Raw genomic sequence first — 23,745 nt, forward strand, 5'->3', positions numbered from 1 at the left:
GCGGCATTTTACTTGTTATCAGTTCTTCTATTTTGAATCTACACGTTTATTGAACCTACATGGTCACTGTCATTGATAGTTGATCCGTCTGATTCAAGCGATAACGAACACGGGTAATGTGCTGGGCTTTATTGGTATCGATTAAGCGGCTAATTTTTCCTTTCTTAACCCATAAATTGAGCATGGCATCCACGCCGTCTTCACTCATAGAAAACTGCTTAGCCAGTTGTGCGCGTGTTGCAACGCCTTGATCTGCTATGTATTGCTTTAGCTCCATCAAAATCATACTGCCTTAACCTCTTCTACAAAAGAACGCTGCTTCAAGCCTTGCTTCTTCAACCCTTTAAACACAAGAGCAAAACAACCTAATGTTACACTAATCCAAGCTAGGCTACTTACCGGTGTAACGAGTACGTTAGAGGCTTGGTAATAAACAACTGAGCTGCCATAAGCTAGACCCATCGTCCAAACGGCAATAAAGCGCGCATACTTAGCACCAAACTCACGTACATACGCTCCCATTGCAGCAACACAAGGTGTATACAGTAAAATAAAGATCAAATATGAGAGTGCTGCATGACTCGTAACAAAGTGAGTCTGCAAGTTACCAAAAATAGAACTATCCACCTCTTGCTCATCAGCAACGGCACTTGCATCGGATAAATCACCAACATCAATACCTAATGGATCAGCAAAGCTTAAACCTAACAAGTTATCTGGAATAGACATCACAGCCTCTTCTAAACTCGCTTTTAAGTCATACTCAGCATCTTCCGCACTCGCCGGCGAATAAAGGCTATTCAGTGTTCCCACTACCGCTTCTTTAGCAAAGATACCTGTGATAATACCCACTGTCGCTGGCCAGTTATCTTGATTGATACCAATAGGAGCAAATACCGGGGTAACAACTTGTGCAGCTTTAGATAAAACAGAATTATTACTGTCTTCATTACCAAAGCTTCCATCTGTCCCTATTGAGTTAAAGAAACTTAAAATAGTAACAACAATGACAATCGTTTTACCTGCACCCAGTACAAAACGGTTGAGCTTTTGCCATGTTTTAATCAGGACATTTTGCAGTGTTGGCACTTCATAGTTTGGCATTTCCATTACCAAGCTATCACTCGCCCCCGGGTACAAAGTATGTTTAAGAACCAGACCCGTAAACACAGCTGCAACAATACCGAGAAGATACAAAGCAAAGACGACATTTTGTCCACTCTCTGGGAAAAATGCTGCGGCTAATAATGCATAAACGGGTAAACGTGCACCACATGACATAAAGGGTGCCATTGAAGCTGCAAGCTTACGTTCACGCTCTTGATCTAAAGTACGCGTAGCCATGATTGAAGGAACGTTACAGCCAAAACCTAATACAAGTGGAACAAAGGCTTTACCTGGTAAACCTATCTTTTGCATTACCTTATCAAGTACAAATGCAGCGCGAGACATATAGCCAGAACTTTCTAACACGGCTAAAAATAGGTATAAGCTAGCAATCACGGGGATAAAGGTAGCAACAGTCTGGATACCGCCACCGATACCATCAGCAATGAGTGTGACTAACCAAACAGGTAAATGATCATCGAGTAAGTAATGCCCGCCATCAACAAGAAGCGCACCAACACTGATATCAAAGAAATCAATGAAAGCACCACCAATGTTAATAGAGAACATAAACATCAAGTACATCACAATAAAAAAGAACGGAATACCCACCCATTTATTAAGAATAAATTGATCCGCTTTTTCTGTAAAACTGTGACTCAGCTTCCCTTGCGTATTGCGCACGGTTTTACAAACTTCATGCAAAAATGTGTATTTAGTATCGGCAACATGCAAGTCAATATCAAGCTGACACTGAGCTTGTTGCTGACGAATCAGGTCGCGTTCAGACTCAGGCAAGCCATTAATAACTAATGCATCATTTTCTAAGGCGCGAATAGCCAATGCGCGCGGTGCTACCTGTTCTGATTGAAGCTTATCGGCAAGTTGAGAAATTGAGGTCTCAAACTCAGTACCATAATCAAGTTGCAACTCTTTTAACGCTACACCTTGAATCAAGGCTTTATGCAGTTTGTCTTTAAATTGTTGAACATGATGCTTATTATGAGCAGAAAGTGTAAAAACAGGGCAGCCTAGTTTTTTTTCGAGTTGCTTAATATTAATGGTTTGTCGTTCACGCTTCAGTGCATCCATTTTATTAAGTACCACAACCATAGGGCGACCTAGCTCACGTAGCTGCAAGGTCATATATAGGCTGCGCTCAAGGCATGTTGCATCAACAACGTTAATAATCAAATCAGCAGGATGACTGATAATTGCTCGTGATGCGATGGATTCATCAATACTATTACCGTCATTGCCACTGTCTAGTGCATAGATCCCTGGCAAGTCGGTTAATTGAAAATCATCACCACTATGGATATAATGACCGGTTTTCTTTTCTACTGTTACACCAGCCCAGTTCCCTACCTGTTGGCGAGCACCAGTTAGACCGTTAAATAATGTTGTTTTACCACTATTCGGGTTACCTACGGTTAGAATTTCATATTGCATTACTTCACCTCCACATCAATCAAGGCTGCAATATTTTCTCGCACTGCTAAAGAAACACCACGTACTTCTATTTGTAATGGATCGCCCATTGGTGCACGGCGCAAAAGCTTAATCGTTGTATTGGGTAATAGCCCCATCACCATGAGTTTCTTTCTTATATCGTTAGATAACTCACCAAAAGTAATAACTTTGGCTTCCGTGCCAATCATTAATTCAGATAACTTCATGTAACCCTCGACAATAAAAACAATAGTAGTAATGAGAACCATTAACATTTAACCCAATACTACTCTCTTAACTGTTACAAAGTATTGTCTGAAATCATAGTTTGCAAAAATACCTTAATTAAATTTTCACCCCCAACAAATGCAACTAATTTAGCTGATCACGTCATTGTGAGAGGCATTGATAATAACTATTTGATAGTGCTTTTAAAAAGTGAAAGTAACTATCCTTACCAACTTCGATCTCAATACCAATAGGATCAAGCTGACCAATGTTCACCTGACTACCTCGTACCACAGATTCAATCACGGCAGGGGTAAATTGTGGCTCAGAGAAAACACAAGCAACACTATTTGAACGCAGCTCAGTACGAATCTTTATCAGCGTTTTGGCACCCGGCTTTCTATCTGGGTTGACGGTGAAATAACCTAAATTATTTAGCCCAAACTCTTTTTCAAAATAATCATAAGCATCATGGAAAACGTAGTAACCTTTATCTGTTACTGGTGCTAATTGTTGTGCTATTTCTTCTTTTGTCGTCGCCAAACCGGTTATAAACTGCTGCAGGTTAGCTTCATAAGTTGCTTTATTATCAGGGTCTAACTGCATTAATTTCCCACTGATAATATGTGCGGCTTGACTAGCTTGCTCAGTAGCCAACCAAAAATGTGGATCACGAGTACCATGATCATGCCCTTCATGCGCATGTGCATCGGCAAACTCTCGCAGCATAAGGCGACTATCATCACTTAGCGTCAAAACATTGGTGCGATTTGATAAGATTTTACTTAAGAACGGTTCTAGATCTTGACCAAACCAAATAACCAACTCAGCTTCATTTATCTGCTTCACATCAGAAGGCTTGAGTGCATAGTCATGTGGTGAAGTATTAGAGCCGAGCAAAACATTCGGAGTTTCAACCCCTAGTGTTAACTCATGAGTAATCATTTGAATCGGTTTAATACTGGTTAAAACCGTTGCTGAGGAAGGCAAAGAAACCAGCAACAAGCTAAGTAAAGTAGAAACATAACGTAAAGACATAAAGCCTCTTAATATAGAAACAGTAGCGTGAGTAGGACCTAAATGTTACATTATAACAATAGCAATTGGCAAATGAGTTCTAACAATGACGATCTTAGTTACATTAAATAAAGTAAGTGTCGAGTTTGGTGATCGTCGTATTTTAGATAATATCGATCTAGAGCTTGAAACCGGTAAAATTACGACCTTAATTGGACCTAACGGAGCCGGTAAGTCGACTCTAGTTAAAGTCATTTTAGGTCTGCAAAAAAACTATACTGGTCATATCAAGCGCCATCAAAAGTTAAGTATTGGTTATGTACCGCAGAAGCTCAAGTTAAATGACTCTCTGCCTTTGGATGTCGCTAAATTTTTAAAGCTAACAGGTCGTTATAGCAAACAAGAAAGATTAGAAGCTTTGCGCTTAGTTGGCGCTGAGCATTTATACGCTCAAAATATGCACCAACTCTCTGGTGGTGAAAATCAACGGGTCTTAATTGCCAAGGCTCTACTGAAAAGGCCGGAAATATTGGTGCTTGATGAACCGGCACAGGGCGTCGATATTCAAGGACAAATCGATCTATATGAGCTTATTGATTCGATCAGACATCGCTTTAATTGCGCTGTCTTTATTGTCTCGCACGACTTACACCTTGTGATGGCAAAAACGGATAACGTTATCTGCTTACATCATCATATTTGTTGCTCAGGATCACCTGCTGCTATCACAAAGCATCCCTCTTATATTGCCTTATTTGGATGTGCAAGTAGAGAGCCATTAGCTTTTTACCATCACCAACATGAACACCACCACGATTTGGCCGGTGAGCCTGTAAATGGCGATGGAAATACTTGTTCACACCATAATCACGGACATCATCATGATTGAGTTTCTTCTACCTTCAATTTTAGCTGGGCTTGGCATTGCGCTTATTGCTGGACCTTTGGGCTCTTTTGTTGTCTGGCGAAAAATGGCGTACTTCGGCGATACGCTTGCTCACGCTTCTTTAATGGGGTTAGCGTTGGGTTTTTTGCTCAATATTAACCTTTATCTTGCCCTACTCGTCTGCTGTTTAGGTCTGGCAGTGCTACTGGTTACGCTACAAAAACAGCAACTAGTGGCTACCGATACGCTGCTGGGAATATTGGCACATAGTGCACTCTCGCTTGGGCTTGTTGCTGTCAGCTTTATGGATAATGTTCGTATTGATTTAATGAGTTACCTATTTGGTGATTTACTATCCGTAACCCCTAGCGACCTAGGCTTTATCTATTTAGGTGTACTCATTATTGGTGCGACCTTGATCATTTTCTGGCGTCCACTACTTTCGACAACCGTTAATGAAGACTTAGCCGCTGTTGATGGTATTAATATCGATTTAATGCGTTTAGTGTTAATGCTGTTAGTTGGTTTGGTGATTGCCGTCGGAATGAAATTTGTTGGTGCTCTAATCATGACATCATTGCTTATCATCCCTGCAGCCACGGCTCGAAAAATCGCTCGAACTCCAGAACAGATGGCAATTATCGCATCATGCATCGGCTCTATTGCCGTATTGTGTGGGCTAAGTTTATCGTGGGTTTATGATACTCCGGCAGGACCCTCTGTAGTTATCAGTGCAACCACTATGTTTATGCTGGCTCAATTTATAAAAACGAAGAGCTAATTATACTCACTGCAATAAATAGAAAAAGCGCGACTTAACTAAGCTAAGTTGCGCTTTTTTTTATATTAAAATATCAAATGGATCCTAGCTTACTTCAACCGCTAAACACGATACTGCATGTCTATCTGAACCTTTAATGCTCGGCTTTGTTTGTGCACAAGCTTCGCTGGCAATTGGGCAACGTGTTCTAAATACACAACCTGATGGTGGGCTAATTGGTGACGGTAAATCCCCTTCCAGCATCTGAATGGTTTTCGAGCGCTCTAAACGCGGATCAGGAATAGGTACCGCCGACATTAATGCTTTGGTGTACGGGTGCTTAGGATCGGCAAACAATGCTTCCGATTCTCCAAGTTCCACAGCATTACCAAGGTACATGACCAATACACGATCAGAAATATGCTTTACAACAGAAAGGTCATGGGCAATAAAGACTAAACTTAAACCCAGTTCTTTTTGTAGCTCTTTCAATAAGTTCACAACCTGTGCTTGAATCGATACATCCAGAGCAGAAACCGGCTCATCACAAATAATCATCTTAGGACGTAAAATTAGTGCACGAGCGATACCAATACGCTGACATTGACCACCAGAGAACTCATGTGGGTAGCGGTTAATTACGTTTGGTAATAATCCTACTTTAGCCATCATCTCTTTAACGCGATCTTTCACTTCTTGCTTAGACAGCTCTGGGTAAAACGTTTCAAGAGGCTCGGCAATAATATCACCAACACTCATTCGAGGGTTTAATGAAGCCAGAGGATCTTGAAAAATCATCTGAATCTCTTTACGAGTCTCACGACGTTGAATCGCTTTCATTTTCGTCAAGTCTTGACCAAGCCACATGACTTCGCCTTCTGTCGCTTCCACTAAACCAATAATGGCGCGCGCGAATGTCGACTTACCACAACCCGATTCGCCAACAACACCTAACGTTTCACCTTCATATAAACGCACATCAATACCATCAACCGCTTTCAGTTGAGAAGGTTTAGCCCAAGGCCAAGCTGATTTTGAGGCAATGCTAAAATGAACTTTTAAATCTTTTACATCTAATAATAGCGGGGCTTTCATACTCATTTTGTCCAAGTCTCCCAATCAGAAAAACAAGCACGTTGGCGATCAGTAGCAAACGGCTGTAATATCGGTGCTTCTTGCTTGCATCGTGGCATTACACGGTGGCAACGCTCTTGATATGGGCAACCTGTTGGCAGGCGTAGCAAGTTTGGCGGGTTACCTGGAATCGTTGGTAACACTTCCCCTTCGGTATCTAAGCGAGGAATCGCTTTTAGTAGACCTTCCGCATAAGGATGACTTGGCTCATAGAAAATTTCATCGACAGTACCGTATTCCATCGTACGTCCAGCATACATCACCAATACTTTGTCACATGAACCAGCCACAACACCTAAATCATGGGTGATCATGATGATTGCAGTATTGAATTCAGATTTTAGTTCATTCAATAAATCCATAATCTGAGCTTGTACTGTTACATCAAGTGCCGTGGTAGGCTCATCAGCAATAAGTAGCTTTGGACGGCATAATAACGCCATTGCGATCATTACACGTTGACGCATACCACCAGAAAATTCATGTGGGTACATGGTAATACGCTTACGAGCTTCTGGAATTTTCACCGCTTCTAGCATGCGAACTGACTCTTCAAATGCTTCCGCTTTCCCCATGCCTTTATGCAGCATTAAGACTTCCATCAGCTGATCGCTAACTTTCATATATGGGTTTAGCGACGTCATTGGATCTTGGAAGATCATCGCGATCTGTTCAGCACGAACTTTATTTAACTCTTTTTCTGGCAAATTAAGGATTTCGTTGCCTTCAAATTTAGCACTACCACTGATAATGCCGTTTTTAGCCAGTAGACCCATAATCGCAAAAACCGTTTGCGACTTACCTGATCCTGACTCTCCCACAATTCCTAAGGTTTGACCTTGTTCTAGTGAGAAGTTTAAATCATTAACTGCGGTTACAACTCCGTCTTGAGTTGTGAATTCAACGCGCAGATCTTTGACATCTAATAAGCTCATAATAATTCCTTTTTCTTATCTGTCTTTTGGATCAAGCGCATCACGAAGACCGTCGCCGACATAGTTAAAACAAAACAGGGTTACGACCATAAATATCGCTGGATAGGTTAATTGCCAAATAGCCACTTCCATGGTTTGTGAACCTTCTTGTAGAAGTGCGCCCCAACTGGTCATCGGCTCTTGAACACCTAAGCCTAAAAAGGAAAGAAATGATTCCGTTAAGATCATGCTTGGGATCAATAGCGTTGAGTAAACCGCTACAATACCTAATACGTTCGGTACAATATGACGAGTAATGATTTTCCAATTACTCACACCAGAAACGTGCGCTGCTTCAATGAACTCTTTGCTGCGTAAACTTAAAGTTTGACCACGTACGATACGTGCCATATCAAGCCAAGCTATCGCACCAATCGCGACAAAGATAAGCATGATATTACGACCAAAAAAGGTTACCAGAACAATAACAAGGAACATAAATGGTACAGCGTATAAAATTTCAAGTACACGCATCATAACGCGGTCAACACGACCACCAATGAAACCTGATGTTGCTCCGTAAAGCGTGCCGATAAGTACCGCAACAAAGGCACCTAGCACACCAACCATCAATGATATTCGACCACCAATTAAGGTACGCACAAATAAATCACGACCAAGACTATCAGTACCAAACCAGTGTTCAGCACTTGGTGCAGCGTGCATTGCATACCAGTCAGTATCATCATATGCATAAGAAGATAACATAGGTAAAAATATTACCGCTAATACCATCAGGGTAAGCACAAATAAGCTCACCATGGCAGCCTTATTACGCATAAATCGGATACGTGCATCTTGCCACAAACTGCGGCCTTCAATTTCTAAATTCTCAGAGAACTTTTCAATAGCTTCTAAGTTTTCTTTTTTCGTTAGCATATCGTTCACGCTCCCTTAGTAACGAATTTTCGGGTCAATCATCGCCAGCAAAATATCAACAATTGCGTTGAACAGAATAAATAAGAAGCCAATCAATATGGTCACACCCATGACCAGTGAATAATCACGGTTAAAGGCTGCATTCACAAATAGCTTACCGATCCCTGGTAGACCAAAAATAGTTTCAACCACAACAGATCCGGTAATGATGCCGACAAATGCAGGCCCCATATAGGAAACAACGGGTAACAGTGCTGGTTTAAGCGCGTGTTTTAAAACGATATATCGATAACTTAGACCTTTCGCACGAGCGGTACGGATAAAGTTACTATTTAGCGTTTCAATCATGCTACCACGTGTAATACGTGCAAATGTAGCAACATAAAGAAGAGACATAGCAATAACAGGAAGGACAATGTATTGCCAACCGCCATCATGCCAACCACCAGCAGGGAAAAGGTTCCAATGCAGAGAGAAAAGGTATATAAGCGCAGGAGCCAACACAAAGGAAGGCATTACCACCCCGAGCATGGCAGTGGACATAATCGTATAATCCACCCAGGTATTGTGTTTTAAAGCGGCTATGGTGCCGACACTTACCCCCATGATGACCGTAAAGATAAAGGCAATAAAACCAACCTTTGCCGATACAGGCAAAGCAACAGCAATTAATTCATTTACCGTATAATCTTGGTATTTAAATGAAGGACCGAAGTCGCCTTGTAAGATATTGGTTAGATAGGTGGTGTATTGTTCAAATACCGGCTTATCTAAACCATATTTAGCTTCGATGTTCGCCATAACTTCCGGAGGAAGCGGACGCTCACTTGAAAATGGGTTGCCTGGTGCAAAGCGCATCAGAAAAAAAGAAACTGTGATCAATACCAATAGGGTTGGTATTGCTTCAAATATCCGTTTCATAATGAATTTAAGCATAAACTCATCCATCCAGTCTGTAAAAATGAAAAAAGAAAAAGGCTGCATGCGCAACGCGCATGCAGTGTATTAATTTATAATATTGTTTTTATTTAATTACTTAGCTTTGATGTATAGATCTTTTGAGTAAATCTTATCTTCTGCGTTACCTTCTGGGTAACCGCCAAGTTGAGGTGTTACCAAACGAGTTTTAACGTATTGGTAGATAGGAGCAATTGGCATATCTTTCGCTAGTAGGTTTTCAGCTTCGATATATAGCGCTGTACGCTCTTCTTCAGAAGTAGAGTGTAGTGCCTTATCAATTAGCGCATCATACTCATTGCTCTTATAGTGCTGACCTGCTGTTGTATTGCCGCTCACCATTAGAGTTAAGAATGAAGAAGCTTCATTGTAGTCACCACACCAACCAGCACGTGCAATTGAGAAGTTACCTGTATCTTTGCTATCTAAGTATGATTTCCACTCTTGGTTTTCAAGTTTAACATTGATACCAAGATCTTTTTTCCACATAGAGGCAATCGCTACAGCAATTTTCTTGTGGTTTTCAGATGTGTTGTATAGCAGATCAAATTCTAGAGGATTGCTTTTGCTGTAACCCGCTTCTGCAAGTAAACGCTTAGCTTCTGCAATGCGATCTTTTTGGCTCATTTGACCATAAGCAGGAGTTACAGGATCAAAACCAGCTGTGATTTCAGGCGTTAAAAAGTAAGCCGGCTTTTGACCTTGACCTAAAATTGCATTTGAAACGATATCACGGTCAATAGCGTAAGAAACCGCTGTACGTACTCGAGCATCATCAAATGGTGGTTTTTGTGCATTAAACTGGTAGTAATAGGTACACAGGTCGCCTTTAATTGAAACGTCTTCTGCGTAGTCTTTTTGTAGACGACGGAAGTGCTCATTTGGTACTTCATTAGTAAAGTGAAGTTCACCAGATAAGAAACGGTTCATTTCTGCAACTTGGTTTTCGATTGGCAAGAAAGTCACTTTATCTAGAACAGTTTTGTCATTGTCCCAGTACTGAGCATTTTTAACTAGCTCTAAACGCTCGTTAACAACCCAACGGTTTGGAACAAATGCACCATTACCAACAAAGTGCTCTGGCTTCGTCCACTGATCGCCAAATTTTTCAACTGTTGCTTGGTGTACAGGCATAACCGTTGTGTGGCCCATCATCATTACGAAATATGGCACTGCAGTATCTAGCGTTACTTCTAATGTATGTGCATCAACCGCTTTTACGCCCAATTCGCTTTTGTCTTTTTTACCTGCAACGATATCTTTTGCGTTCGCCATCTTGGTGTATTCCATGTACCAAGCATAAGGAGACGCGGTTGCTGGATCGACAGCGCGTTGGAAACTAAATACAAAATCATTAGCTGTAACAGGATCGCCGTTAGACCATTTTGCATCTTTACGTAGGTGGAACACAAAAGTTTGGTTATCCGTTGTTTCCCAAGTTTCTGCTACGCCTGGAATAGTATTACCATCAGCATCTTGGTTAACAAGACCTTCAAGCAAATCACGAATAACGTGTGATTCTGGAACACCTTGTGATTTGTGTGGGTCTAATGTTGCTACCTCGGTACCATTACCACGTACAAGTTCTTGTTTGTCGGCTAGTTTAGTACCCGCTGGAACATCTGCGGCAAGAGTAGAAAAAGAAGTGGCTGTTACAGCCATGCTAGCGCTTAGAAGAAGAGCTTGCGTGATTTTGTTCTTATACATGTGTTAAAACTCCAAGTTTTCGTATTGCATCCATGACATCTTTGCTGAGGTAATAAAAAACTAGAACTTTAAGTATATTTAGCTCAATAAATAAGCATGAAATTCTAGTACCCCACCAAGATTGCTTTACACACTAACAACCATTGAATTAATTTGCCATAAAAATGTAGCAAAAAATCATATTACTCTTTACATTAGCAATAAATACAGCATAAAAAACCATTAAATTCAATAAATCTAGAATTAAACTACATAGAATAAAATGAATAACAGTCTTTCGTGTGGAAACCTCTAACTAGAAACCTTTTAGTAGCATCTTATGCTATTTTGAGGCACAGAAGTTAACATTTGCAGCACATGAAATCTATTCAAAACCTACATTCACCCTACTGGCTTAATATTATGTGAGAAGTGTCACTCTACTGAATATGCACATCATTACCTATAGTGGGTATATTATTGATTCTTAAATTCTACCAATGAACTTTCTTTCGAGTATAAAAAAAGCAGAACAAACGCAACGGTTAGCTCTGCTTTTTATATCAATATGTTATCGGTAAATATTAATTCCAGCGGTCAGCAGCTTCTGAATCACTATCTTTGGCTTCAATCCAACGCGATGAGTAAATCATGCGCTCTTTCTTCCAAAATGGTGCTTTTGTTTTCAAAAAATCCATAATAAATTCACAAGCTTCAAATGCTGCACCACGATGTGCACTAGCAACACCCACAAACACAATTTGATCGCCAAGGTTTAAGTCACCAACACGATGAATAATCTTCAACTTATCAATTGGCCAACGTGCTTCGGCTTCTTCACAAATACGCTCTAATGATTTCTCGGTCATGCCTGGGTAGTGTTCTAGAGACAAGCCTGTCACATCATCACCTAAATTCATGTCACGCACTTTGCCGACGAAAGTAACAACAGCACCAATCGATGTACTGTTCGATAATGCTTGATATTCAGCGTCAACAGAGAAATTATGCTCTTGAACTTGAACTCGGTTAACTGGCGTATCTGCTTTATTGCTATATGCAGGACGACCACGTAAAGGAGTATTCATAATAATTTACCCTCCGGTTACTGGAGGAAAGAAAGCAACTTCATCGCCCGCTTCAACCAAAGTATCTAACGCTACAATTTCTTGATTCACAGCAACCAATAATTTCTCACGATCCAGTGCAATATCCCATTTACCACCTTGCGATGATAAATGGCTGCGGATCTCTTCTACCGAAGCAAAACCACTATCAACCTTCACAGAGTCAATACCAGTTAACTCCTTGATTTGTGCGAAAAACAATACCGTAATCATAATTTAATCTACCTTACTGACTGTAGGATCTTGTGCAATAAAATGACCTGATTTGCCACCTGTTTTTTCCAACAAACGCACACTATCAATGACCATATCTTTTTGCACAGCTTTACACATATCATAAATTGTCAAAGCGGCAACAGAAGCGGCAGTTAATGCTTCCATTTCAACGCCGGTCTTGCCTGCAAGTTTACATACTGATTCAATACGGACTTTATTTTCAGCCTCAATAGCTTCTAGCTGCACTTCCACTTTTGATAGTAATAAAGGGTGACAAAGAGGAATGAGATCCCACGTCTTTTTCGCCGCTTGAATCCCTGCAATACGAGCGGTAGCAAACACATCGCCCTTATGATGTTGACCAGAAACTATCAGTTGTAGCGTTTGCGCTGACATATGTACATAAGCTTCAGCCCTCGCCTCTCGGACGGTCTCAGCTTTTGTAGAAACATCAACCATGTTCGCTTCACCAGAGGCGTTAATATGAGTAAATTGATTCATTGCTATCCCTTATACCGATAGGTGTGGCATAAAGTTACAAGGACGGTGGCTTGCGTCTAATTGTTGCTTAATAATTTTGGTCCACGCTGTACGACAAGCGCCTGTTGAACCTGGCATCGCAAAAAGTACAGTATGGTTAGCAAAGCCTGCAATCGCACGAGACTGAATGGTCGATGTACCAATTTCTTCATAAGAAACCGTACGGAATAGCTCACCAAAACCTTCAACTTGCTTATCAAATAATGGGACTAAAGCTTCTGGTGTACTATCGCGAGAAGTAAAACCGGTACCGCCAGTGATCATGACTGCTTGAACTTTCTCATCAGCGATCCAGTTCGATACGACTGCACGAATTTGGTACATATCATCAATAACGATTTTTTTATCGATTAAGTTATGACCCGCTTCTTGCAACTGCTCAGCAAGATAACCACCTGAAGTATCATTCTCTTCGGTACGTGTATCTGAAACGGTTAACACTGCGATGTTTGCAGCTTCAAATTTACTTTCAGCATGACCCATTTTTATACTACCTATATCTAAATATTATGGATAAATAAAACTTTATAATACAACTATTAACCGCCAATAGAGGCAAGGTTAGGTGTCATTCCTGTATTACCATCTTGAAGGAAATGGCTGACAGATTTCGTTTGTAGTTGAGATTGAATACGTTCGATGAGCTCAGCCTCTTGGGAATCTTCCTGAAGCAGATCTCGTAACTCAACACCGTGTTCACCAAACAGACACAAGTGTAATTTGCCTGTTGCCGAGATCCTTAAACGATTACAACTCTCACAAAAATTTTTCTCATAAGGCATTATTAGACCGATTTCGCCTTTGTAGTCGGGGTGTACAAAAACTTGAGCTGGTCCATCGTTTGATTCTCTAATTTTGAGTAACCAACCATTAGCAATTAATTGGTTGCGAATCGCTACGCCGGAGACATGGTGCTTGTTAAAAAGTTCATCCATTTCACCGGTTTGCATTAACTCAATAAAGCGCAGTTGGATTGGTCTATCTTTGATCCAATTCAAGAATGCTGGCAACTCTTGGCTATTTAAGTCTTTCATTAATACAACATTGACTTTAACTTGCTCATAGCCAACTTCAAAAGCGCGATCAATGCCGCCCATCACTTGAGTAAACTTATTTTCACCCGTAATTTGATGGAACATACGAGGATCTAAGCTATCCATGCTGACATTGATATGAGTAAGTCCAGCGTCACGCCAGTCACCCACACTCTTCTGCATGCGATAAGCATTTGTCGTTGTTGCTACTTTCTCAATGCCCGTTGTTTGAGCTGCTGTGCTGATAATATCAAGAAAATCTTTGCGTAAACTAGGCTCACCACCTGTTATACGAATTTTAGACGTTCCACAATCGGCAAAAGCCTGAATCACGCGCTTGATCTCAGGAAGAGATAAAAAAGACGAGTTTTTTCGCCCAGAAGGTTTATAACCATCAGGCAAGCAGTAAGTACATTTAAAGTTACAGACATCAGTAACCGACAGGCGCAAATAGTAAAATTTACGCTTAAATTTATCTTCGAATTGTTGCGCCATGGAACACCTTTCCAAACACGGGAGGCATAATCATTTCCAATTAGGCCCTTGTGGCAACATGCCACTGGCTCAGTTGCTTATTACACGACCGATTACGACAGTGAACTTAGCAAGTAGAGCTCGGAGTTAATGGCAACTAATGATAGAACAAAGCTATCAATAGCAGCTAGCGAGTAAAGTACTGAATATTACGATATGAATCCACCCTCAAAACAAAAAAATAGGTCTAATGAGACAATTATTTTTTATTGAGTCTATCTCGTGATGCATTTATTCTTAATTATAGTTGGTTATTAATAAAAAAGAAGAATCAGATGAGCATATATTCATCACACAAGATTGTCGCGATAGGCGGCGGGCATGGCTTAGGTCGAATGCTAGCAGCATTAAAGGACTTTGGCAGCAATGCAACAGGGATAGTTACCACAACCGATAATGGAGGCTCAACAGGAAGAATCAGAGATTGTCAGGGAGGCATTGCTTGGGGAGATATGCGTAACTGTCTCAACCAATTAATTACTGAACCTTCGATTAGTTCAATGATGTTTGAATACCGCTTTAAAGGTGAGGGTGAGTTAAATGGGCACAATTTAGGCAACCTAATGCTGACAGCTATGGATAACCTTTCTGTTCGCCCTTTAGAAGCCATTAACCTCATTCGTAGTATGTTAAAGGTCGATGTCAATATTCTTCCAATGACAGAACACCCCTCCGATCTGCACGCTTTGTCAACAGAAGGTGAATGGGTCAGTGGTGAAACCAGTGTTGATGAAATGCCAGCTCAGCTACGCAGGCTCGATCTTTTCCCTGAAGTGCCAGCAACGAAAGAAGCGGTCAGTGCTATAGAAAATGCAGACTGTTTAATATTGGGACCTGGTAGCTTCTTAACTAGTATTATGCCACCTCTTCTGCTGCCTGAAATAGGCAAAGCGATTGCTGAAAATACCAACGCTAAGGTAGTTTTTATCGAAAATTTATCACCAGAGCATGGTCCTGCAGGAAGAATGTCATTGAGACAAAAACTTGAATGGTGTGAGCGTTCATGTCAAGCAAGGAAGATTGACGTCGTGATTGGGGATACGCCTCACCCAGAATTGATGGCTGACTGGCACTGTATTACTCGCCCTCTTGCCTCACCAAATAGAGATTGGCGTCATGACCGAATCAAACTAAAAAAAGCGATAGAGGAGTTACTCTCTTAGCTTAAATCGTAGGAAAGAGTGCTTATCTACCACTCTTTCCTTGCATCATTTGAATCGTTAGCTTTCAGATTAATATACCTTAAAGCTTCATGAAACTTGCACAAAGCTTTGATAAGTATCATAAGTAAAACCGATAAGCTCAAGCATAAAATCTACGCTTTTCTCCAGCTCCAAATCTTGATTAAGCTTAACTCTAAAATCAATATCTAAAGCAAACTGACATAGCCTATCAGCACCAAAACTTGCTGCGCTACTTTTCAGTTCATGACATATGCTGGCTAAATAGGTTGCTAACTCTTCACCCTCTAATTGAATTAGGCGTTCTTTATACGCGGTTAGCTCCCCTAAAAATATCCCTAATAATACGGGTATATTTTCAGGTCCAATTTCATTCGCAAGTTGATCTATTTTGGTTTTATTTAAAACTTCACTCATCATACTTCTTCTTTTGCATTCCATGCTTGTAATTTGCGATAGATTGTTGAGGGACTAACATCTAAGTACCCAGCCGCACGTGGAATATTACCATCACACGCTTTAATCGCTTGCTCTATGGTGATTTTCTCACTTAGCCATAATGGTAGTATATCTTGAGCTGTCAGCACGGCTTCTTGCTGTTGCTTTTGTCGTAGCGTACTCTCTATAGGTTGATTCAAAGGTGGTGGCAACATATTTAATGTGATCTCTTCACCTTGATTCAGCACCACAACATTGCGCAATACATTTTGCAACTGGCGTACATTACCCGGCCATGCATATTGGTTAAAACGATCAAATACTTCAGCCGAGAAGCGGACAAAGTTCTTCCCCTCTTCATGAGACATATAGCCCAATAAAGAATAGGCAATCTCAATCACATCCTCTCCACGCTCACGCAAAGGAGGTAAATGCAATGGAATGACATATAAGCGGTAATAAAGATCTTCACGAAAGCGCCCTTCTTGAACTTCTTTCCAAGGATCTCTATTGGTTGCAGAAACAAAGCGTACATCCACCTTTTTCATTTTTGATGAGCCCACTTTTTGAAATGTACCCGTCTGAATAAAGCGTAGTAGCTTTGTCTGTAAATCCAAATCCATTTCACACAGCTCATCAAGGAACAGTGTCCCACCATCGGCCAACTCTGCAGCGCCTTGTCGATCCGTTGCTGCTCCAGTAAAGGCACCTTTGACATGACCAAACAACTCACTTTCAATGAGATCTTTTGGTATCGCAGCACAGTTAATAGCAATGAATGGCTTATCCCCTCGCTTACTTGCGGCATGAATAGCTTCTGCACACACTTCTTTGCCTGTACCACTTTCACCGGTAATGAAGATACTGGCTTTACTGGTTGCGGCTGAATCTATCGTTCTATAGACCGTTTGCATGGTATGACTACTGCCGATAAAACCTTGGTAGTTTTGACTTCCTTGGCTATCAGCTTCATTATTTCGCTTCGATGCTTTTCGCATACCATTATTGACCGTCACTCGTAGACGATCAGCTTCACAGGGCTTTAATAAGAAATCCTGTGCACCATGACGCATTGCTTGGACGGCAGTATCAATCGACCCATGCGCTGTCATAAAAATAATCGGCACATTTGGATTTGATTTCTTTACTGAAAACAGAACATCCATTCCTGTCATGTCCGGCAAACGTAAATCCAGTAGAATAAGATCGGGAATACGTTGCTTCAAACTTTCGATTGCCGCTAATCCCGTACCTACAATATTAATATCCAAGCCTAGTGGTGTTAAATATGAACGATATAAAGCCGCCACAGACACGGTATCTTCAACCATGAGTAAATACTTATTCTTTTTATTTTCTATTGGCATTGTTTTATTAATTGGTTGCATAGCCTAGCCATTACTGTCGTGTATTTTTTATCATTATGATTATTATAGTGCGATAGATTGCATATCACTTTAGTGACGCAAAATTCGTCAGCGTAATTTATCTTCTTTTTACCTCAATGGCACTACATAGCGGTAAAAATTAGGGCTTATTTTTCTATTTATAAGACAATAGACAACGAATCGTGCATTAACTGCATATTAGTACTAACTGTTTTCAATAAATTGCTGACGTAATTGCTCCATTTGATCGCGCTTTTGTGCCGCAAGTTCAAACTCTAGGTTTTGTGCATGCTGATACATCTCGCTTTCCAGTTTACGAATTTCTTTATCCAACTGCTTCGCGGTTAACAACTGATAATTAGCGGATGGCTCTGCAACCTTAGAAAGTGCAACGGTTGTTGCCGCTCGCTGTTTTTTCGATTTGGTAATATCCCCAAGCTCCATAATATCTTTTATATTACGTTTTAATGCTTGCGGGGTAATGCCTTGTTCAAGGTTATATTGCATCTGCTTTTCTCGGCGACGCTCTGTTTCATCAATCGCTTTTTTCATCGATTTAGTAATGCGATCACCATAAAGAATAGCGCGCCCTTCTAAGTTACGAGCGGCACGACCTATGGTTTGAATCAAAGAACGCTCCGAACGTAGAAAACCTTCTTTATCAGCATCTAGAATGGCAACGAGAGAAACTTCTGGCATATCTAAGCCTTCACGCAATAAGTTGATTCCAACGAGAACATCAAACTCACCTAAACGTAAATCGCGTATGATTTCCACTCGTTCAACCGTATCGATATCTGAATGTAAATAACGAACTCGAACATCATGCTCGGTGAGATATTCGGTTAAATCTTCCGCCATTCTTTTTGTCAGCGTCGTGACGAGAACACGTTCATGTTTTACTGCTCGAATGCGTATTTCTGATAGTAGATCATCAATTTGAGTGCTTACTGGTCGAACTTCAATTTGAGGATCTAATAGCCCAGTTGGACGTACGACTTGATCAGCAATATCATCAGCGGACTTTTCTAATTCATAATTCCCTGGTGTTGCTGAGACAAAAATAGTTTGCGGGGCAATCGACTCAAATTCATCAAACATCATAGGTCGATTATCTAACGCCGAAGGTAAGCGAAAACCGAACTCAACCAATGTCTCTTTTCTTGAACGATCGCCTTTATACATAGCACCAATTTGTGGAACGGTCACATGTGATTCATCGATAATCAACAAGCCATCATGAGGCAAATAGTCAAACAGTGTCGGTGGTGCTTCACCCGCATTACGACCGCTTAAATAACGCGAATAGTTTTCAATTCCTGAACAAAAGCCTAACTCATTCATCATCTCGATATCAAATTGAGTTCGCTGAGAAATTCGTTGCTCCTCTAGCAATTTGTTATTCTCTAGTAAGTACTTTTTACGCTCGTCTAACTCTTCTTTTATCTGTTCAATCGCTTCCAGTATTTTATCTCGCGGGGTGACATAGTGTGTTTTTGGATAAATAGTATAGCGTGGTAAGTCTCGCTGCTTAACTTCACCGGTTAGCGGATCAAACACACTAATACAGTCAACTTCATCATCAAACATTTCAATACGTACTGCATCTTGGTCTGATTCAGCAGGAAAAATATCGATAACTTCACCGCGTACACGAAATTGACCACGCTCAAATGCAACATCATTACGTGAATATTGCAGCTCTGCTAAACGACGTAAAATATCACGCTGATCAAGAATGTCACCACGGCAGACATGCAGCATCATTTTTAAATATGAATCTGGATCGCCCAAACCATATATTGCTGAAACCGAAGCAACAATAATGGCATCCTTACGCTCAAGTAATGCCTTCGTTGCTGACAAACGCATCTGTTCGATATGTGAGTTAACCGAGGCATCTTTTTCAATAAAAGTATCGGTCGTAGGGACGTAAGCTTCGGGTTGGTAATAATCATAATAAGAAACAAAGTACTCAACAGCATTGTTAGGGAAAAATGATTTCATCTCACCATACAACTGTGCTGCTAGAGTTTTATTCGGCGCTAGAACGATTGTCGGGCGTTGTGAAGTGGCAATAACATTCGCTAAAGTGAACGTTTTCCCTGAACCTGTCACACCCAATAAGGTTTGATTGGCAAGCCCTGCCTCTAATCCTTGTAATAAGGTTTTAATCGCTGTGGGTTGGTCGCCCGATGGTTGATATTCTGACACCAAATCAAATGCTTTATCCATGTTAACCTCTATAGTGATAGTCACTACTTAATACTCATACTAAATTGACCGAACAAAGAAAAAGATGTTCAGCTCACTGAGTCCATCACTTCTTATAAAAGAGTAAAAAAACGTTATTGTAGAAATATAACATTTTAATAGATAATCCGTTTAATATTTGCTATTCTCCTGCGCCCTTAAAAGTGAAAATATCGTTGTACAGAAAGAAAACAATCCACCACTTGTCCCCAAAACGCCCCGAAATTGTAACTGTCACCTAATTGTAACTTCCTGCATGTATAACTCATAAAACAACAAAAATATAAAAATCAGCAACTTAAAATCAGAAGCTGAAGTGCTCTCTATCCCCCACACTGCATAACTTTAACAAAATATGACTTACCAAACTTTCATCCACACAGTTATCCACAAAATCAGTGGATAAGTAATCACAGCCTAAAGCCCGCAAGGGATACAGAAATGTAAAGTTTTTTTTCTTACTTTTTCTAGCTTTTATTTGCTATTTTCCATTGACATAACTGCCACGCATCGCTATTATCTGCCCCGCTTTTAAGCAATTCCCCTTTAGTTCAGTTGGTAGAACGGCGGACTGTTAATCCGTATGTCGCAAGTTCAAGTCTTGCAAGGGGAGCCAAATTTTAAAAAAGCCGCATTGAGAAATGCGGCTTTTTTGCGTCTGGCGAATACGCAACGCATTTTCTTTTCTGTACTTTTGTCTCTCTATTTACGTATAAAAATACACCATCTGCGAAAAACCTTATGGATCCTTGGTTGTTATTGATCGCACAAAGCACGATAATATTAAGATCGGAATCCTACACACTATTAATTATGACCGAATATCTCTTACTGTTAGTTGGCACTGTACTGGTCAACAACTTTGTACTTGTAAAATTTTTAGGGCTATGTCCTTTTATGGGCGTCTCTAAAAAACTTGAAACTGCAATCGGAATGGGCTTAGCGACGACATTCGTACTAACCCTTGCTTCAGTTTGTTCTTATCTCGTTGAAAGCTATATTCTTGCACCTCTCAATATTGAGTTCCTACGCACGATGAGCTTTATTTTAGTGATTGCCGTTGTTGTGCAATTTACTGAGATGGTGGTGCATAAAACAAGCCCAACACTCTATCGTTTACTCGGTATCTTTTTGCCTTTGATTACGACTAACTGTGCGGTACTTGGTGTCGCACTGCTCAATATCAATGAAAACCATAATTTCATTCAATCTATTATCTATGGTTTTGGTGCTGCCGTTGGTTTTTCACTGGTGCTTATCTTGTTTGCTTCAATGCGAGAGCGAATTAATGCCGCTGACGTCCCATCTCCATTTAAGGGCGCTTCTATTGCCATGATTACCGCTGGATTAATGTCTCTTGCCTTCATGGGCTTTACTGGATTGGTGAAGTTATAATGCTGACAATTATCATTTCTGTTACTGCGATCGTTATTTTAGCGGCATTTTTTGGTGGTATTTTAGGGTTTGCTTCTATTCGCTTTAAAGTGGAAGCCGATCCGATTGTTGACCAAATTGACTCGATTTTACCGCAAACACAATGTGGACAATGTGGCTACCCTGGTTGTCGACCTTATGCAGAGGCCATTGCTAATGGAGACAGCGTTAATAAGTGCCCACCTGGTGGTCAGGCTACCATTGAGAAACTCGCTGATCTTATGGGAGTTGAAGTTGAATACTCTGCTCATGAGTTAGACAGTGTAAAAAAAGTCGCTTTTATTCATGAAGATATGTGTATTGGTTGCACTAAATGTATCCAAGCATGCCCTGTTGATGCCATTGTTGGCGGAACAAAAGCACTTCACACTGTGATTAAAGATGAATGTACTGGTTGTGATTTATGTGTCGCTCCATGCCCTACCGATTGTATTGAGATGATGCCAATTGAAATCACCACTGATAACTGGAAGTGGCAACTTAACGCTATCCCAGTTGTTGATATTACTAACACCCCTGTAGCAGACACTTCCTCTGCCGATCAAGATAAGTAGAGGTTGGCATGCAATCCTTAATTCAACAAATTCGTAGTGGCGCATTATGGGACTTCCCAGGTGGCGTGCACCCTTCTGACAATAAACGCCAGTCTAATCAAACGATTTTATCCCGAGCTTCGATTCCCAATGAATTGGTGCTGCCGGTTAAGCAGCACATAGGTAAAGCGGGTGATTTATTAATTAATGCCGGTGATTATGTTTTAAAAGGTCAGCCATTAACGAAGTCAAACACAAGCTTTATGCTGCCAGTTCACGCCCCGACCTCTGGTGTGATTTCAGCGATTGAACCTAGAACGACAGCGCACCCTTCAGGCTTAACGGAATTGTGTATTGTTCTTACTCCAGATCATCAAGACACTTGGATTGAGCGTACGCCGGTGAGTGACTTTACTCAGCAAACCAATGAACAGTTATTAGATATCATTCGTCAAGCAGGTATCGCTGGTATGGGTGGCGCAGGATTCCCAACGGCTCGAAAAATTCAGTCGGGACTCGCTCGTACTGATATTTTCATAATAAATGCAGCTGAATGTGAGCCTTATATAACCGCGGACGATAAGCTTCTTCAAGAACATGCCCAAGATGTCCTTGATGGTATTCGCGTTGTTGAGCACATTTTAAAGCCAAAGCTGACCATTATTGGTATTGAAGATAATAAACCTGAAGCAATAAAAGCTCTTGAGTTAGCCGCTAAAGATCATGATGTGATTATTCGTGTCATCCCAACAAAGTACCCTTCCGGTGGTGAAAAGCAACTGATTAAAGTACTCACCAATAAAGAAGTCCCTGCTGGTGGTATTCCTGCGGATATCGGCATTGTGGTACAAAATATAGGCTCATTATACGCGATTAAAAAAGCCGTCATTGAAGGTGAGCCTGTTATTGAACGAGTGGTGACGTTAACTGGCAAAGCGTTCAAACAGCCTCGTAATGTCTGGGCTCTGATTGGTACACCTGTCCAAGCATTACTCAACGAGTTTGATTACCAAGCAGATAAAAAACTGCCTCGACTTATTATGGGTGGTCCAATGATGGGCTTTACTCTCCCGCATAGTCAGGTCCCGATTACCAAAACAGCCAACTGTATTTTAGCGCCAACACGTCGAGAGATTTCAGAATCACGCTATGAAATGGAATGTATTCGTTGCGGTGAATGTGCTGAGGTCTGCCCTGCATCTTTACTTCCTCAGCAGTTACAGTGGTATGCAAAATCTGAAGAGTTCGATAAATGCGAGCAACTTAACTTAAAAGATTGCATTGAATGTGGTGCCTGTGCTTTTGTCTGCCCAAGTGAAATACCACTGGTAAAATACTACCGCCAAGCCAAAGCTGAAATGCGTAGTCAGAAAGAAGCAAGTGAAGCGGCAGAACGTGCCAAAATCCGCTTTGAAGAACGTAAATCTCGTTTAGAAAGAGACAAAGCTGAACGTGAAAATCGCTTTAAAAAAGCCGCTGATGATCGCCGTAAAGATATGAAAAAATCAGACGGTGGTAATGATGCTGTTGCTGCCGCCATTGCGCGCGTTAAAGCTCAACAGGCTGAGAAGCCCACCAGCACTGAGCCAACCGTAAAACCAGCGGTTGCCGCTGCCATTGCGAAAGCGAAAGCCAAGCAAGCCGCTGCTGCCCAGTCAGGAAAAACAGAGCCTGACAACTCAGAAATGAGTCAATTACGTGCAGAGCGAAAACGCCAAGCAAGAGCACGTAAAGCTGAAGCCGAAAAAACAGCACTAAATAGTGATAATCAAACCTCTAAAGCCTCTGTATCAGTGGATGTTGACGCTAAAGCTGATCCGAAAAAAGCTGCGGTTGCCGCCGCCATTGCACGCGCTAAAGCCCGTAAAGCAAAAGCAACAACGGATAACGCAGCGCCAACAAATGAGCAATCATCAGTCGCTAGCGAACCAAAAGAAAGTGCTGATACCGAAGTTGACCCGAAAAAAGCCGCAGTTGCCGCTGCCAT

Annotated in this window: 23 protein-coding genes, 1 tRNA gene and 1 riboswitch; of the genes, 7 read left to right on the forward strand and 17 right to left on the reverse strand. The window is 41.0% G+C overall.

The window, feature by feature from the left end; translation table 11 throughout:
• Positions 1-55 precede the first annotated feature (55 nt).
• From BCU68_RS11245 to BCU68_RS11260, 4 genes are all read right to left on the reverse strand, one after another.
• Positions 56-286, reverse strand: a complete 231-nt coding sequence (locus BCU68_RS11245) for a FeoC-like transcriptional regulator (protein ID WP_102564843.1) — start codon at positions 284-286, stop codon at positions 56-58.
• On the reverse strand, positions 283-2,559 hold the full coding sequence (feoB, locus tag BCU68_RS11250) for a Fe(2+) transporter permease subunit FeoB (RefSeq protein WP_102564844.1): 2,277 nt from the start codon (positions 2,557-2,559) through the stop codon (positions 283-285). The genes BCU68_RS11245 and feoB overlap by 4 nt, the downstream gene beginning before the upstream one ends.
• Positions 2,559-2,786 carry a FeoA family protein gene (locus BCU68_RS11255; RefSeq protein ID WP_102564867.1) on the reverse strand — a complete coding sequence of 76 codons (228 nt, stop codon included), beginning with the start codon at positions 2,784-2,786 and terminating at the stop codon, positions 2,559-2,561. Before BCU68_RS11255 ends, feoB begins: the two co-directional genes overlap by 1 nt.
• A 163-nt stretch (positions 2,787-2,949) precedes the next feature.
• Positions 2,950-3,825: a zinc ABC transporter substrate-binding protein ZnuA gene (locus BCU68_RS11260; RefSeq protein WP_102564845.1), complete on the reverse strand. Its 876-nt coding sequence runs from the start codon at positions 3,823-3,825 to the stop codon at positions 2,950-2,952.
• A gap of 85 nt (positions 3,826-3,910) precedes the next feature.
• Here BCU68_RS11260 and znuC point away from each other — a divergent pair, with 85 nt between their 5' ends.
• Positions 3,911-4,693, forward strand: coding sequence for a zinc ABC transporter ATP-binding protein ZnuC (gene znuC, locus BCU68_RS11265; RefSeq protein WP_102564846.1), 783 nt, complete (start codon positions 3,911-3,913; stop codon positions 4,691-4,693).
• Positions 4,686-5,471: a zinc ABC transporter permease subunit ZnuB gene (gene znuB, locus BCU68_RS11270; RefSeq protein WP_102564847.1), complete on the forward strand. Its 786-nt coding sequence runs from the start codon at positions 4,686-4,688 to the stop codon at positions 5,469-5,471. The genes znuC and znuB overlap by 8 nt, the downstream gene beginning before the upstream one ends.
• Before the next feature lie 84 nt (positions 5,472-5,555).
• On the opposite strand, the gene oppF is transcribed toward znuB, so the two are convergent.
• From oppF to moaA, 10 genes are all read right to left on the reverse strand, one after another.
• Positions 5,556-6,545 (reverse strand): murein tripeptide/oligopeptide ABC transporter ATP binding protein OppF, encoded by a 990-nt coding sequence (oppF, locus tag BCU68_RS11275; RefSeq protein ID WP_198591729.1) that lies wholly within the window; start codon positions 6,543-6,545, stop codon positions 5,556-5,558.
• 2 nt (positions 6,546-6,547) lie between these two features.
• Positions 6,548-7,519 carry an ABC transporter ATP-binding protein gene (locus BCU68_RS11280; RefSeq protein ID WP_102564849.1) on the reverse strand — a complete coding sequence of 324 codons (972 nt, stop codon included), beginning with the start codon at positions 7,517-7,519 and terminating at the stop codon, positions 6,548-6,550.
• A 15-nt stretch (positions 7,520-7,534) separates the two neighbouring features.
• Positions 7,535-8,437: an oligopeptide ABC transporter permease OppC gene (oppC, locus tag BCU68_RS11285; RefSeq protein WP_102564850.1), complete on the reverse strand. Its 903-nt coding sequence runs from the start codon at positions 8,435-8,437 to the stop codon at positions 7,535-7,537.
• A 15-nt stretch (positions 8,438-8,452) separates the two neighbouring features.
• Positions 8,453-9,373, reverse strand: coding sequence for an oligopeptide ABC transporter permease OppB (gene oppB / locus BCU68_RS11290; RefSeq protein WP_102564851.1), 921 nt, complete (start codon positions 9,371-9,373; stop codon positions 8,453-8,455).
• Between the two features lie 96 nt (positions 9,374-9,469).
• Positions 9,470-11,101, reverse strand: coding sequence for an ABC transporter substrate-binding protein (locus BCU68_RS11295; protein WP_102564852.1), 1,632 nt, complete (start codon positions 11,099-11,101; stop codon positions 9,470-9,472).
• A gap of 563 nt (positions 11,102-11,664) precedes the next feature.
• Complete coding sequence (gene moaE / locus BCU68_RS11300; protein WP_102564853.1) at positions 11,665-12,168, reverse strand: molybdopterin synthase catalytic subunit MoaE; 504 nt, start codon at positions 12,166-12,168, stop codon at positions 11,665-11,667.
• Between the two features lie 6 nt (positions 12,169-12,174).
• Positions 12,175-12,420: a molybdopterin synthase sulfur carrier subunit gene (gene moaD, locus BCU68_RS11305; RefSeq protein WP_102564854.1), complete on the reverse strand. Its 246-nt coding sequence runs from the start codon at positions 12,418-12,420 to the stop codon at positions 12,175-12,177.
• A gap of 3 nt (positions 12,421-12,423) precedes the next feature.
• Positions 12,424-12,924, reverse strand: a complete 501-nt coding sequence (gene moaC, locus BCU68_RS11310; protein WP_102564855.1) for a cyclic pyranopterin monophosphate synthase MoaC — start codon at positions 12,922-12,924, stop codon at positions 12,424-12,426.
• A gap of 9 nt (positions 12,925-12,933) precedes the next feature.
• Complete coding sequence (moaB, locus tag BCU68_RS11315) at positions 12,934-13,446, reverse strand: molybdenum cofactor biosynthesis protein B (RefSeq protein WP_102564856.1); 513 nt, start codon at positions 13,444-13,446, stop codon at positions 12,934-12,936.
• 56 nt (positions 13,447-13,502) lie between these two features.
• Positions 13,503-14,492: a GTP 3',8-cyclase MoaA gene (moaA, locus tag BCU68_RS11320; RefSeq protein ID WP_102564857.1), complete on the reverse strand. Its 990-nt coding sequence runs from the start codon at positions 14,490-14,492 to the stop codon at positions 13,503-13,505.
• A riboswitch (molybdenum cofactor riboswitch) is annotated at positions 14,481-14,630 on the reverse strand. Its footprint overlaps the gene before it by 12 nt.
• 176 nt (positions 14,631-14,806) lie before the next feature.
• Here moaA and BCU68_RS11325 point away from each other — a divergent pair.
• On the forward strand, positions 14,807-15,694 hold the full coding sequence (locus BCU68_RS11325) for a YvcK family protein (RefSeq protein ID WP_102564858.1): 888 nt from the start codon (positions 14,807-14,809) through the stop codon (positions 15,692-15,694).
• A gap of 87 nt (positions 15,695-15,781) precedes the next feature.
• Here the strand turns inward: BCU68_RS11325 and BCU68_RS11330 are convergent, their stop codons facing one another.
• From BCU68_RS11330 to uvrB, 3 genes are all read right to left on the reverse strand, one after another.
• On the reverse strand, positions 15,782-16,129 hold the full coding sequence (locus BCU68_RS11330; RefSeq protein WP_102564869.1) for an Hpt domain-containing protein: 348 nt from the start codon (positions 16,127-16,129) through the stop codon (positions 15,782-15,784).
• Positions 16,129-17,538 (reverse strand): quorum-sensing sigma-54 dependent transcriptional regulator LuxO, encoded by a 1,410-nt coding sequence (gene luxO, locus BCU68_RS11335; protein WP_198591728.1) that lies wholly within the window; start codon positions 17,536-17,538, stop codon positions 16,129-16,131. The genes BCU68_RS11330 and luxO overlap by 1 nt, the downstream gene beginning before the upstream one ends.
• 204 nt (positions 17,539-17,742) lie before the next feature.
• Positions 17,743-19,773 carry an excinuclease ABC subunit UvrB gene (uvrB, locus tag BCU68_RS11340; RefSeq protein WP_102564859.1) on the reverse strand — a complete coding sequence of 677 codons (2,031 nt, stop codon included), beginning with the start codon at positions 19,771-19,773 and terminating at the stop codon, positions 17,743-17,745.
• Between the two features lie 558 nt (positions 19,774-20,331).
• Here uvrB and BCU68_RS11345 point away from each other — a divergent pair.
• The 4 genes from BCU68_RS11345 to rsxC all read left to right on the forward strand — a co-directional run.
• A tRNA-Asn gene (locus BCU68_RS11345) sits at positions 20,332-20,407 on the forward strand.
• A 197-nt stretch (positions 20,408-20,604) separates the two neighbouring features.
• Entirely contained in the window at positions 20,605-21,186 is a 582-nt protein-coding gene (rsxA, locus tag BCU68_RS11350) for an electron transport complex subunit RsxA (protein ID WP_102564860.1), read from the forward strand.
• Complete coding sequence (gene rsxB, locus BCU68_RS11355; RefSeq protein WP_102564861.1) at positions 21,186-21,779, forward strand: electron transport complex subunit RsxB; 594 nt, start codon at positions 21,186-21,188, stop codon at positions 21,777-21,779. The genes rsxA and rsxB overlap by 1 nt, the downstream gene beginning before the upstream one ends.
• An 8-nt stretch (positions 21,780-21,787) precedes the next feature.
• A partial coding sequence (rsxC, locus tag BCU68_RS11360) for an electron transport complex subunit RsxC (RefSeq protein WP_102564862.1) occupies positions 21,788-23,745 on the forward strand: 1,958 nt, incomplete at its 3' end.

Origin of the sequence: Vibrio sp. 10N.286.49.B3, from assembly GCF_002873395.1 — a bacterium.
In the GTDB taxonomy this organism is placed as follows: domain Bacteria; phylum Pseudomonadota; class Gammaproteobacteria; order Enterobacterales; family Vibrionaceae; genus Vibrio.